This is a genomic window from Hydrogenophaga sp. PAMC20947 (assembly GCF_004795855.1).
Classification (GTDB): Bacteria; Pseudomonadota; Gammaproteobacteria; order Burkholderiales; family Burkholderiaceae_C; genus Hydrogenophaga.
In genome coordinates, this window is record NZ_CP039252.1 from 1,653,850 (window position 1) to 1,666,887 (window position 13,038).

Annotated in this window: 9 protein-coding genes and 1 tRNA gene; 6 read left to right on the forward strand and 4 right to left on the reverse strand. The window is 62.9% G+C overall.

Annotated features, from left to right (window positions below; genetic code table 11):
* Positions 1-39: 39 nt before the first annotated feature.
* Entirely contained in the window at positions 40-864 is an 825-nt protein-coding gene (locus tag E5678_RS07380; protein WP_136177918.1) for a transporter substrate-binding domain-containing protein, read from the reverse strand.
* Between the two features lie 859 nt (positions 865-1,723).
* Here E5678_RS07380 and hutH point away from each other — a divergent pair.
* The 6 genes from hutH to hutG all read left to right on the forward strand — a co-directional run bounded on the left by hutH (position 1,724) and on the right by hutG (position 9,424).
* The gene (hutH, locus tag E5678_RS07385) at positions 1,724-3,373 is read left to right on the forward strand and encodes a histidine ammonia-lyase (protein ID WP_136177919.1); all 1,650 of its coding nucleotides are present in this window, start codon (positions 1,724-1,726) and stop codon (positions 3,371-3,373) included.
* 34 nt (positions 3,374-3,407) lie between these two features.
* Positions 3,408-5,120, forward strand: coding sequence for a urocanate hydratase (gene hutU, locus E5678_RS07390; protein WP_136177920.1), 1,713 nt, complete (start codon positions 3,408-3,410; stop codon positions 5,118-5,120).
* A 121-nt stretch (positions 5,121-5,241) separates the two neighbouring features.
* Positions 5,242-5,823, forward strand: a complete 582-nt coding sequence (locus tag E5678_RS07395; protein ID WP_136180679.1) for a HutD family protein — start codon at positions 5,242-5,244, stop codon at positions 5,821-5,823.
* Between the two features lie 59 nt (positions 5,824-5,882).
* A complete protein-coding gene (hutI, locus tag E5678_RS07400; protein WP_136177921.1) occupies positions 5,883-7,112 on the forward strand; it encodes an imidazolonepropionase in 1,230 nt (409 codons plus the stop codon).
* 136 nt (positions 7,113-7,248) lie between these two features.
* Positions 7,249-8,628, forward strand: a complete 1,380-nt coding sequence (locus E5678_RS07405) for a formimidoylglutamate deiminase (RefSeq protein WP_136177922.1) — start codon at positions 7,249-7,251, stop codon at positions 8,626-8,628.
* Position 8,629: 1 nt separating this feature from the next.
* Positions 8,630-9,424, forward strand: a complete 795-nt coding sequence (gene hutG, locus E5678_RS07410) for an N-formylglutamate deformylase (RefSeq protein ID WP_136177923.1) — start codon at positions 8,630-8,632, stop codon at positions 9,422-9,424.
* Positions 9,425-9,528: 104 nt separating this feature from the next.
* On the opposite strand, the gene E5678_RS07415 is transcribed toward hutG, so the two are convergent.
* From E5678_RS07415 to selA, 3 genes are all read right to left on the reverse strand, one after another.
* Positions 9,529-9,621 (reverse strand) — tRNA-Sec (locus tag E5678_RS07415).
* A gap of 70 nt (positions 9,622-9,691) precedes the next feature.
* Entirely contained in the window at positions 9,692-11,590 is a 1,899-nt protein-coding gene (gene selB, locus E5678_RS07420; RefSeq protein WP_136177924.1) for a selenocysteine-specific translation elongation factor, read from the reverse strand.
* Entirely contained in the window at positions 11,587-12,981 is a 1,395-nt protein-coding gene (gene selA, locus E5678_RS07425; RefSeq protein WP_136177925.1) for an L-seryl-tRNA(Sec) selenium transferase, read from the reverse strand. The genes selB and selA overlap by 4 nt, the downstream gene beginning before the upstream one ends.
* Positions 12,982-13,038 lie beyond the last annotated feature (57 nt).

The window sequence follows — 13,038 nt, forward strand, 5'->3', positions numbered from 1 at the left end:
GCCCAGGAGACCGGCCACCGCTCACGAAATCCGACCGCGTCAGAAGTTGGGCGTTGGCGCTTGGTCTGGTGTATCGAAAGATGCCCCAAACCATTTTTTCTGCAGACTGGCCAGACGACCATCGCCCTTCATCTTCATGAGTGCCGCATCGACCTCATCAGCGAGTTTTGCTGCGTCTGCGTCCTTGCGGCTGATGTAGCCAAAGTAGCTCTTGGCGCCGAAGGGAGGCTGCACCAACTCAAAGGTATCGGAGCGTTGCTGCGCCACGTAGGCGATGTTGGGGAACGAGTTGGCGACAGCCGAAATTCGGCCTGCTGCGAGATCGGCATAGGCTTCGTTGAAGCCTGGGTATTCACGCGTCTGGATCTTGCCAGGCAGCGTTTCACCGTACTCCTTGGCCTGGGCCAGTTGGGCCGTGGCCTTGCCCGCGCCCACAACCTTGCCCGAGACGTCGGCAGGCTTCATGACCGAGCTATCGCCTTTGCGCTTCAGAAAGCCCACCGTGGCTTCGGCAATAGGCGTTGAAAAACGGTAGCGTTCCACACGCGCCTTGGTGATGGTGGCAGGACCGGCCACGATGTCGAATTTTTTGGTTTCAAGGCCAGGAAAGACCCCTTCCCACGGCAACAGAACCCACTCCAGCTTGACACCCATCTCTTTGGCAATCTCTTTGAACACGTCAACGTTCAGACCTACATGGTCTCCCTCTTTGATGAAGTCAAACGGTGCAAAAGCGGTTTCGGTGCCGACTTTCAGCACGCCAGCCGCCTTGACGCGTGTCAGGGCATCCTGCGCATGAGCACCGGCGCAAGTCAGCACGATGGCCGCGCTGGCCAGGGTCTTGATAAAGAGTCGTTTGGTCATATTGGGTCCAGGGAAGGTTAAAGAATCGGGTTGCCACAGTGGGAATCACCGCGTACTCACAGGCATGCAAAAACTGCGCCAGCTTTCGTTTTGCCTATACATATTTAATCACCTGCCTCCTGCTTCGTCAACGAAATCGCCTGAGGGCTGTTGATTCATTTCTCCTTGCATGGGCAGCGCGTTCGGGTCGTACCCTCTCTGCACAAAACAAGTTCCGAGAGCGCGAACCCGAGTTTGCCGAAAGTGATCCCGTGTGAAGCCCTCACGTCCACCGCAATACAAATCATGGCCCGCATCCAGGGCATGCCCTGATGCCCGACCCCGTCTTTTGCGCCCGATATCCGCCTGGCAGAGCGAGCTCAAGCACCGACCTGGGCGCGCCCCACGACAGCGGCCTTTGTCGCCACCAGGCGCACCAAAACGGGATTGCTTCGTCGCCCGCGCGCGCGGGCATCCCGTCGCGCCACAGGTGGAGGGGCCCAACTTGGTGCATACAAGGAAAGGTGGGCATGGGTGGTGCCATGACACGGGTGCGGATCGAGGCGATGCAAGCGCACCGGCCCCCCATTGGTGCGAGATCGGTTTGCAAGAGCCTCGAGATGGGGACTCACGGCTTGCGGTCAAGCGCAGACGACTCCGAGGGCAAAGCGGCCCGCCCATGTTGCGGCCAATAGGACACCGCTGAATCATCTGTGCCCGCTGGGCAGGCCATCGGCACACGAGATCGAACACGGCCATGACCGCCATGCCGGTTTTCGCAACGCTTGCAATCCGATTATTTTGTATATACATTACTACAAAATCACTTTCTAATCTGTTTCTAGCCCGTCTTCACCCTCTCTTTTCAGCAGGTCTTCTCATGACACTCACCGCCTCGTCAACCCACCCGTCCGAACCCACCCACTTGACGCTCACCCCCGGCCAGGTTGAACTCGGCCTGTTGCGCCACATTCATGCCGGCGGCGTGCGCCTGTCGCTGGACCCAGCGGTGAACAGCGGTATGGTGCAATCGCTGGAAGCGGTGCAGCACATCGTCGACAACGATGAGGTGGTCTATGGCATCAACACCGGCTTCGGCAAACTGGCCAGCACCAAAATCCCTGGCCACCAACTGGCCCAGCTTCAGCGCAACCTGGTTTTGTCCCACAGCGTGGGGACCGGCGAGCCGCTGGCCGCACCCGTGGTGCGCCTTGTGCTGGCGACCAAGGCGGTCAGCCTGGCACGCGGCCATTCCGGCGTGCGCCCGGCGCTGGTGGACGCCCTGCTGAGCCTCTTCAACACTGGCATGATGCCCCGCATCCCCTCCAAAGGCTCGGTCGGCGCCTCGGGCGACCTGGCGCCTTTGGCGCACATGGCCTGCGTATTGATTGGTGAGGGCGAAGCCACCACGGCCGACGGCGAAGTGGTGAGCGGCGCCGAAGCGATGCGCCGCATCGGCCTGGAACCGTTTGTTCTCGGCCCCAAGGAAGGCCTGGCGCTGCTCAATGGCACGCAGGTATCGACCGCGTTGGCCTTGACCGGTTTGTTCGGCGCCGAAGATGTTTTTTCCGCCGCGCTGATGTCGGGAGCGTTGTCACTTGAAGCAATCCAGGGATCCATCAAACCTTTTGATGCGCGTATCCACGCCGCTCGAGGCCAGCCCGGCCAGATGGCGGTCGCCGGTGCCGTTCGCGCTTTGCTGGAGGGCAGCGAAATTGTGCCCTCGCATCCCGATTGCGGCCGGGTGCAAGACCCCTATTCCATTCGTTGCATCCCGCAGGTCATGGGCGCCTGTCTTGACAACCTGACACACGCAGCACGGGTGCTGCGCATTGAAGCCAACGCCGCATCAGACAACCCGCTGGTGTTCACCGACACCGGCGAAGTGATCTCGGGCGGCAACTTCCACGCCGAGCCGGTGGCTTTCGCTGCCGACATCATTGCGCTGGCCATCAGCGAGATCGGCGCCATCTCCGAGCGCCGAATTGCTTTGATGCTCGACACTGGTCTGTCGGGTCTGCCGCCTTTCCTGGTGCACGACGGCGGCCTGAACTCCGGCTTCATGATCGCCCAGGTCACGGCCGCCGCACTGGCGTCGGAAAACAAGTCGCTGGCCCACCCCGGCAGCGTGGACAGTCTGCCCACCTCGGCCAATCAGGAAGACCATGTGTCGATGGCCACGTACGCTGCACGCCGCCTCGGCGACATGGTCAACAACACAGCTGTGGTGGTTGGCATTGAGGCCATGTGCGCTGCGCAAGGCATCGAGCTGAAGCGGAATGTGGCCCCCACAGTCGGCACTGGCGTGCCCTCGCTGCCCCCCGAGGGGCCTCAGCCCGCCTTGGGGCGGCCCGGCGTCGGGCTCAAAAGCTCACCGCTGGTGGAGGCCGAGTTCGACAAGCTCCGCCAAAAAGTGGCGTTTCTGGAGAGCGACCGCTACTTGGCACCCGACATCGAAGCGGTGCGCCTGTGGGCCTTGGCCGCCGATTTGCCCGACGCCCTGCTGAGCATCCTGCCCAGCCGCGCCTGACCCCTCTCTGCATTCTTTCACTGGAGTATTTGCCATGAACGCCACCGAAAAATTCACGCCCATCGATCCCCGATTTGATGCCAGCCGCGAGATTCGCGCGCCACGCGGCACCGAGCTGAGCTGCAAGAGCTGGCTCACCGAAGCCGCTTACCGCATGATCCAGAACAACCTCGATGCCGAGGTGGCCGAAGACCCAAAAAACCTCGTGGTCTACGGCGGCATCGGCCGTGCCGCCCGCAACTGGGAATGCTATGACCAGATCCTGGCCTCGCTCAAGGAACTGAACGACGACGAAACCTTGCTGGTGCAATCGGGCAAACCGGTCGGCGTTTTCAAGACGCATGAAAACGCACCACGCGTGCTGATCGCCAACTCCAACCTGGTGCCCAAGTGGGCGAACTGGGAACATTTCCATGAACTCGACCGCAAGGGCCTGTTCATGTACGGCCAGATGACGGCCGGCAGCTGGATCTACATCGGCAGCCAGGGCATCGTGCAAGGAACCTTCGAGACCTTCGTCGAGGCCGGTCGTCAACACTATGAAGGCAGCCTTGCCGGCAAGTGGATTCTGACCGCGGGCCTGGGCGGCATGGGCGGCGCCCAGCCGCTGGCCGCCACGCTGGCTGGCGCCTGTTCGCTCAACATCGAGTGCCAGCAAAGCAGCATCGACTTTCGCCTGCGCACCCGCTATGTCGACAAGCAAGCACGCGACATTGACCACGCGCTGGAACTCATCGCGCAACACACCGCAGCCAAAGAAGCCGTGTCCATCGCGCTGCTGGGCAATGCCGCCGACATCGTTCCCGAGCTGGTTCGCCGTGCCAAAGCCGGCAGCATCAAGCCCGATCTGGTGACCGACCAGACCTCGGCGCACGACCTCATCAATGGATACCTGCCCACGGGCTGGACCGTGGCGCAGTGGAAGGCCGCCCAGAAAGACCCCGAGCAACACGCGGCGCTGACCGAAGCCGCGGCCAAGTCCTGCGCCGTGCATGTGCAGGCCATGCTGGACTTCCAGTCCATGGGCATCCCGACGGTGGACTATGGCAACAACATCCGCCAGGTCGCCTTTGACCAAGGCGTGAAAAACGCCTTCGACTTCCCTGGCTTCGTGCCGGCCTATATCCGCCCCTTGTTCTGCGAGGGCAAGGGCCCGTTCCGTTGGGTCGCGCTCTCGGGTGACCCGGAAGACATCTACAAGACCGACGCCAAGCTCAAAGAGCTGTTCCCAGAAGACAAACCGCTGCACCGCTGGCTCGACATGGCGCGAGAGCGCATCGCTTTCCAAGGGCTGCCAGCGCGCATCTGCTGGCTGGGCCTGGGCGAACGCGACAAGGCCGGCCTGGCCTTCAACGAAATGGTGAAGAGCGGTGAACTCAAAGCCCCCATCGTCATCGGCCGCGACCACCTCGACACGGGATCGGTCGCCAGCCCCAACCGCGAAACCGAAGCCATGAAAGACGGCACCGACGCCGTGTCCGACTGGCCGCTGCTCAACGCCTTGCTCAACACCGCTGGCGGCGCCACCTGGGTGAGCCTGCACCACGGCGGCGGCGTGGGCATGGGCTACTCACAGCATTCGGGCATGGTCATCGTGGCCGACGGCACCGACGCCGCGGCCGAGCGCCTGGCCCGTGTGTTGATCAACGACTGCGGCTCGGGCGTGATGCGCCACGCCGATGCCGGCTACGAGCTGGCCGTGGCCACCGCAAAGGAGCAAGGCCTGAAGCTGCCGATGGTGAAGTAGGCCCCGCTGAAATCAAGGAGCGATCACCCATGATGGGCCTCAACGGGCAAGCCCGGCGAGTCTGTGTATCGCGCACCGATCCAGCAGATGGCGTCCTGAACCCATGAAGACTGAAATCAGCATGCACCGCTTTGCGCTCGACCAACTTCCCGTGACGCCGTGGAAAAACGGCGGCGGCACCACCCGAGAAATCCTGTGCCTGCCTCCCGGGGCGAGCATGGACAACTTCGACTGGCGCATCAGCATTGCCACGATTGAGCAGTCTGGCCCGTTCTCGGCCTTTCCCGGCATAGACCGGGTGATCATGCTGCTGGACGGAGCGGGGGTGCGCTTGCGGGCAGGCGAAATCAACCACTGCCTGGACACGTCCGGCCAACCGTTCGCGTTCTCTGGCGACCTGTCCCTGGATTGCGAGCTGCTCGGCGGCCCATCCACCGATTTCAATGTGATGAGCCGACGCAACAGCTTGCGCGCAGAAGTGCAGGTGGTCACCGAGGCACGCCAGATACCCCCCTCAGCCCAGGGACTGTTGATGGCCACGCGCGGCGCCTGGCATCTGCAAGCGAAGGCCCACGATTTTCAATGTCCCGGTGGTCACGGCCTGTGGTGGGATGTGGCAGCCAGCTGGCAGGCCACACCGATTGAGGCCAACGCCCAGTTGATCTGGGTGGGCCTGTACGGTGTAGAAGAAGCAAAGCGTTAGCGACATCTTCACTTGCGCAGGAAGCTGCGCACTCAATGGAAAGCACAATGGTGATGCCAATGAACACACTCTCAAGCGCCTCCAGTGCCGACGGCATCTGGCACAACCTGCACCTGGCCGATGGCAGAACCGCGCAGGCCATGGCCATACAGCACGGCCAGATTGCCTGGATGGGCGAGATGGACGAATTGCCAGAGGCCTTCAATCAATTGCCCCGCATCGACGCGCACGGCACCCTGGCCACACCGGGTCTGGTCGATTGCCACACCCACCTGGTCTACGGTGGCCAACGCGCCAACGAATTCGCCATGCGCCTGGCGGGCGCCAGCTACGAAGAGGTGGCCCGCGCGGGCGGCGGCATCGTATCGTCGGTCACAGCCACGCGCGCGGCCAGCGAAGACGAGCTCTATGCCCTGGCCGCGCCCCGCTTGCAACAATTGCTGGCCGACGGCGTGTGTGCCATCGAGATCAAATCGGGGTACGGCCTGAGCCTCGAGCACGAAGCCAAGCAGCTGCGCGTGGCGCGCCGCCTGGGCCGTGACCACGGCGTGACGGTGCGCACCTCGTTTTTGGGCGCCCATGCGCTCCCACCCGAGTACACGGGGCGCAGCCAGGACTACATCAACCTGGTCTGCAATGTGATGCTGCCGGCGTTGCACGCGGAAGGGCTGGTGGACGCGGTCGATGTGTTCTGCGAACACATCGCATTTTCATTGGCCGAAACCGATCAGGTATTCAAAGCTGCCCAGGCACTGGGCTTGCCGGTGAAGCTGCACGCGGAGCAACTGTCCGATATGGGTGGTTCGGCATTGGCCGCCAGCTACGGCGCCCTGTCCTGCGACCACATCGAACACCTGTCCCAACAGGGCATCGACGCCATGCGTGCCGCAGGCACCGTGGCCGTGTTGTTGCCAGGGGCGTACTACACACTGCGCGACACGTTCCTGCCCCCCATCGCCGCTTTGCGCGCAGCGGGCGTTCCGATGGCTGTGTCGACCGACCACAACCCGGGCACCTCGCCAGCGCTGAGTTTGCTGCTGATGGCAAACATGGCCTGCACTTTGTTCCGTCTCACGGTTCCGGAGGCGCTGGCGGGCATCACGGTCCACGCAGCACAGGCCTTGGGCCTGCAGGAAACGCATGGCGTGCTCGCGGTTGGAAGGCCTGCGAACTTCGTGCTGTGGGATTTGAAAGAAACCGCAGAGCTGGTGTACTGGCTGGGCCAGCAACCCGCCCGGACGGTGGTTCGACAAGGTGTGGTTGCGCTCGATACGTTGGGCTTGATGTGACCGCAATGGGTGCTTTGACCCACACGCGTCTTGGTTGGGCATTCGCCTTGGCAGGTCCAGCCAAAACCCCATACCGCGGCCGCCCATGCGGCCAGCCCTGAACACCCGGCCGACCACCCGCCAGAACGACCCCAGCATGACAAACGCCCTCTTCACCCAAGACGCACTGCTCCCCACCGGTTGGGAGAAAAACGTGCTGCTGCAATGGAACAGCCAGGGTGCGCTCACCCGCGTCACCCCCAACACCGAAGCCAACGGCGCGCCCACCACCGCTGGGCCTGTCATCCCCGGCCTGCCCAACCTGCACAGCCATGCTTTCCAGCGCGCCATGGCCGGGCTCACCGAATATCGCGGCGCGGCGCAAGACAGCTTCTGGAGCTGGCGCACGCTGATGTACCAGTTCGCCGCCCGGCTCACGCCCGAGCAGGTGGAGGCCATCGCCACCTGGCTCTACATTGAGATGCTGGAAGCCGGCTACACCTCGGTGTGCGAATTCCACTACCTGCACCACGACGCCAACGGGACCCCCTATGGCAACGATGCCGAAATGTCCATGGCCCTGCTGCGCGCGGCGAAAACCGCCGGCATCGCCATCACCCTGCTACCGGTGCTGTACCAGACCAGCGGTTTTGGCGGCACCCCACCCAGCGCTGGCCAGGCCCGTTTCATCCGCTCCACCGAGTCGATGCTGCGCCTGCTGGAAACGCTCAAACCGCTCTGCGATGCCCAAGGCGCCGGGCTGGGTCTTGCGCCGCACTCGCTGCGCGCTGTCACGCCCCACAGCCTGCGCGATGCCCTGGCCGGGCTGAATGCCATCGCCCCCAATGCGCCCGTCCACATCCACATCGCCGAACAGACCGTTGAGGTCGATGCCTGCCTGGCCTGGAGCGGTCAACGCCCTGTGGAATGGCTGCTGGACCACGCGCCGGTGGATGACCGCTGGTGCCTCGTCCACGCCACCCACATGAGCGACAGCGAATACCAGCGTGCCGCGGCCACGCGCGCGGTGGCAGGCATCTGCCCCAGCACCGAGGCGAACCTGGGTGATGGCCTTTTCGATATGCCGCGCTGGCTCGCTCACGGCGGCGCCTGGGGGATTGGCTCAGACAGCCATGCCTGCGTCAATGCAGCCGAAGAGCTGCTGCTGCTCGAATACGGCCAGCGCCTGAAACTCCGCCAACGCAATGTGCTGGCCAACCCTCAGCAAGCCCATGTGGCAACAGCCACGCTGCTGCGGTCGGTGGCAGGCGGTGCCCAGGCCTCCGGCCGCAATGCGGCGGGTCTGGTCGTGGGCCAGCGTGCCGACCTCTGTGTGCTGGACGCGCAGCAACTGGCCTTGGCCGGACTGAACGCCCCCGACATGCTGTCCGCCCATGTCTTTGCCAGCCACCGCACTTCCGCACTGGATGCCGTCTGGGTCGCTGGCCAGCAGCGCACCCAACTGGGCAGGCACCCACTGCACGCCAAGGCCGCCGCCGCCTTCATCCAGACCCGCGAAGCATTCACCCAGGCCTGATATGCAACCCCTTCACTTCCACCAGGGCAGCGAACCGCTGCTGATCTCCATGCCCCATGTGGGCACCTATGTGCCGCCGGCACTCGCAGCCCGCCTGACCGATGTGGCCCAGCAAGTGCACGACACCGACTGGCACCTGGAACGCCTGTACGACTTCGCGAAAGACCTCGGCGCCTCGCTGCTCATCGCCACCCATTCGCGCTATGTCATCGACCTCAACCGCGACCCGTCCGGCGCGAGCCTGTACCCGGGTCAAAGCGTCACCAGCCTGTGCCCGGTGGACGACTTTGACGACCAACCCCTGTACCGCGAACCGAACGACACCCCCCAGGAAGCCGAGATCGCGCAACGCCGCGACACCGTCTGGCAGCCCTACCATCAACAACTGCAGAAGGAGCTTGCGCGCTTGAAGGCACAACACGGCAAAGCCGTGTTGTGGGACGCGCACTCCATACGTTCCGTGGTGCCACGCTTCTTTGAAGGCAAGTTGCCCGACCTGAACCTGGGCAATGGTGGCGGTACCCGTTGCGATCCTGCGCTGGCAGATGCACTGCTGAGCATCGCGCAATCAAGTCCTGCGCACACAGCTGTGCTGAATGGCCGCTTCAAGGGGGGTTACATCACCCGCCAATATGGTCAGCCGGCCCAGGGCGTCCACGCCATCCAGCTGGAAATGACGCAGTCCAGCTACATGCAGGAAAGCATGCCATTTAACTATCTGCCTGAGGTCGCTGCCCAGATCCAGCCAAAGCTGCGCCGCATGGTGGAGGCCGCGCTGTCGTTCGCGCAGAGTTGACCCACTTCGGTGGGCAATTGTTGATTTGAGTTGGACGGTCTCTGGTCGAACAGGGCGAGCCCACTATTGGAAACAGCGCTCAAGCGTGAATTGCGGTCTGTGGGCGGAAGGGAGTGGGAGTCGAACCCACCAAGCGCGCTGAGCGCGCCTCGCCGGATTTGAAGTCCGGGCGCCCCACCGGGGTGCGCTTCCCTTCCGAATTTTTCGGCCACACCAATTCATCATAGCGGAGAGGAATCCGGCTTTGAAGATGGCTGGCTGATCTAATCATGGTTGCATGGCGCGTCGTTCACCGATGAGTTTTGTTGCCGCAACGCGATCCAGAAATTCCAACACCTGTACCGTCAGATTGCGTCCTATGCCGGATCGATCCCTGTACTGGGCGGCATCAAACATGCCATCAGCGGACTGGGCAGCGAGCGTTGCGGCAAGCTCGCTCAGTGCGACGACGGTGCTTGGCAAAAAAAACCGGTTCCTGGCGATTCGCACCAGGTGCCCGAGTGCACTCACCCGCAACAAGAATTCAAGGAGCCGCGGCGACTCCATATTAAGTGTGGTCGCAAGCTCCCCCACGATGGGTGGACGCAGCCCATGCGCTTGCAGAATTGCAGAGACCCGTTCAAGCAACAACACGTCGTCAGCGTCCAGACGTGCACGATGCCCAGGGCGGCGCATGCTTAAGCCCTCTCGCACCAAGCTGCCATCGGTCAGCAAGGACTTCAAAGCGGCACGAAAAACCGCAGAAGCATTGCGTGCGGAAAGCTGGGAGGCCAACTCGGCGTCGGTGGGCCCCAGGCTGTCCGCCTGCTCACCATGCCAGGCGTCCACTGCTGCACAAATAGCGACGCCCAGCGATGCCCATTGCGATGCCGCCACAGCCACCCGGCCCGAAGCAGTCGCTATCACCTGGATCTCCAGACCTTGCAGCAGCGAATCCAATTCATGGGTCGTGAGATTCCACGCCTGCCCAAAGCGCGCCAGATCGACCCCCTCGGGCGTGACCGCCATCAGGGCCATCAGACTGTCCGAGGCCGAGGGAAGCTCCATCGCCGACAGTTGCGCCAGGCGGGCTGGCTTTGAGCGCCCCCGCGTCACGCCAAAGGGATCTACAACAAAGCCGCCTGCGATCGTGCGTTGCCCCGACTGATCCCGCAAAATGAAACGATCGCCTCGCATGGCACTGATGGGCTGATCCAGTACCAGTTGCGCCATGCCCGTCGACCCCGCGAGGATGGAGCGCTCGCCCAGCGTAGCCACCCGCGCGCTCAAGGCGGTCGCGCCAATGTGCAGATGCACAGGCGCCCAGTGCGTCAAAGCACGTGACTCCGATCCCAGCACACTGAGACGCACGTCCAGACGTGCCGTCGGCGCATGGGCCATCAGCGCAACAATCCAGTCGCCGCGCTGTACCTCATGCCTTTTCAAGCCAGTGCCGACGAGGTTCAATGCACACCGCTGACCGGCGCTCGCGAACAAGGTGGTTCGATTCTGTGCATGAATGCTGCGCACGCGCACCGGCGTTCCCTGTGGCGAGATCAGCAACTGGTCGCCCAGATTGACACGCCCCGAAAATACCGCGCCCGTCACCACAAGCCCCGCCCCGCCAATCGTGAAACACCGATCGACAGCCAGCCGGAAACTCCCTTGGGTCGAACGCCCCGTCCAGGCAAGATCCGCGGCCGTCAAATGGGTGCGCAAGGCTGCCAGGCCCTCACCGCTGGGCGTCGCAATCGGAAACACGGGCGCGCCTTGCAGCGCGCTCCTGGCCAGCAATGCAGCAATTTCAACCCGGACATCGGCCAACCGCTCAGGACTCACCCGGTCGATTTTTGTGATGGCAACCGCCCCCTGCTCAATCCCCAGCAAATCAAGAATCGCAACGTGCTCCCGGGTCTGCGGCATGGGCCCGTCGTCTGCTGCAACAACCAACAAGGCGAAATCGACTGCCGCCACGCCCGCCAACATGTTGCGCACGAACCGCTCATGCCCTGGAACGTCGACAAAACCGATCGGCCATTCAGACCCGAAATCCGCGTAGGCGAAACCCAGGTCAATCGACATGCCTCGCCGCTTCTCTTCTGCAAGCCGGTCTGTGTCGGTGCCGGTCAGCGCCTTGACCAGTGTCGTTTTGCCATGATCCACATGGCCTGCGGTGGCGACGATCATCCCTGCGAAGGCGTCAACAGAGCGAGAAAACCCGCCTCATCCTCGAGGCAGCGCAGATCAAGCAAAAAGGCGCCATCTGCAATCCGCCCGATCACGGGAACTGGAAGCTTCCGAAACTCCCCTGCCATCTGATCCAGCCAGCTTCCAGATCCCTTTTTGGGCCCTGCGGGTTTGATGCGCACCGCAAAGCTGGCAAGCAAATCAACGGGCAATGAGCCGCTTCCGATCTGACTCTGCACGGGAACCACGTCCACTTGCGCCCTTGCGCCCAGGTACCTTGACAACAAGGGCAACACACGGTGCGCCAAAGCTTCAATTTCGGTTGGCGGACGCGCCAGCAAACGCAAGACGGGGATGTGCTGGATCAGCCGTTCAGGGTTCGCATACAAGCGCAAGACCGCCCCCAATGCCGCGATCGTCAATTTGTCGCAGCGCATGGCCCGTTTCATCGGATTTTTTTTGATGACGGCCACCAAACTGGCCCTCCCGACGATGATGCCCGCCTGTGGTCCGCCCAGTAATTTGTCGCCACTGAAGGTCACCAGATCCGCACCTGAGGCGATCGTCTGCGCTGGCGTCGGTTCGTGCGGCAAACCAAAACGGGCAAGGTCCACCAAAGTACCACTGCCCAGATCGACGACAAACGGCACACCGCGTTCTTGGCACAAGGCGCCAAGTTCCCGCGGATCGGCTTCTGCTGTAAAGCCTTGAATGTTGTAGTTGCTGGCATGCGCCTTGAGCACAAGAGCCGTTTTAACGCCCATCGCGTTTTCAAAATCGTGCAAATGCGTGCGGTTGGTCGTCCCCACTTCGTGCAGTTTGCAGCCTGCGCGCGCCATGATGTCGGGCAGACGAAAGGCGCCGCCAATCTCAATCAACTCCCCGCGCGAAACGATGACCTCGCGGCGCAGGGCCAGACTGTTCAGCGTCAGCAAGACGGCCGCGGCATTGTTGTTGACCACCGTGGCGGCCTGCGCACCCGTGAGGCGACACAGCAAGGCCTCTACATGGTCATCGCGGTCACCCCGTTTGCCGGTCCCCAAATCATATTCAAGGTTCGAGGCGCCTGAGGCAACCTGCACCATGGCCTCGATGGCCTCTGGTGGCAACGGCGCGCGACCCAGGTTGGTGTGCAGCACCGTTCCTGTCAGGTTGAACACCTTGCGCAGGGAGGGCGCAACCACAGCATCAACGCGTGCGTGAATACTGTGGGTGATGCCTTCGTCGGTGCAGCCGTCTGCCCGCTCGCGCAGGAACGCCAACTCGTCACGTGCGGCTTGCAGCACGAGCGGCCGTCCGTGCGCCTCGATCAAGGCTGAAATGGCCGGCCATCCCAAGACCCGATCGACGGCAGGCGGGCGAAGATGCACATCGCGATCATGGTCCGCCATGCCGCCCTCCTGTGGCGTAAGGGGCCCTACACCCGGACGCAGCCCCCTCTCGGAAAA

Coding starts and splice junctions, on each gene's coding strand:
- E5678_RS07380 (WP_136177918.1), bottom strand. CDS start 864: ATGACCAAACGACTCTTTATCAAGACCCTGGCCAGCGCGGCCATCGTG.
- hutH (WP_136177919.1), top strand. CDS start 1,724: ATGACACTCACCGCCTCGTCAACCCACCCGTCCGAACCCACCCACTTG.
- hutU (WP_136177920.1), top strand. CDS start 3,408: ATGAACGCCACCGAAAAATTCACGCCCATCGATCCCCGATTTGATGCC.
- E5678_RS07395 (WP_136180679.1), top strand. CDS start 5,242: ATGCACCGCTTTGCGCTCGACCAACTTCCCGTGACGCCGTGGAAAAAC.
- hutI (WP_136177921.1), top strand. CDS start 5,883: ATGAACACACTCTCAAGCGCCTCCAGTGCCGACGGCATCTGGCACAAC.
- E5678_RS07405 (WP_136177922.1), top strand. CDS start 7,249: ATGACAAACGCCCTCTTCACCCAAGACGCACTGCTCCCCACCGGTTGG.
- hutG (WP_136177923.1), top strand. CDS start 8,630: ATGCAACCCCTTCACTTCCACCAGGGCAGCGAACCGCTGCTGATCTCC.
- selB (WP_136177924.1), bottom strand. CDS start 11,590: ATGATCGTCGCCACCGCAGGCCATGTGGATCATGGCAAAACGACACTG.
- selA (WP_136177925.1), bottom strand. CDS start 12,981: ATGGCGGACCATGATCGCGATGTGCATCTTCGCCCGCCTGCCGTCGAT.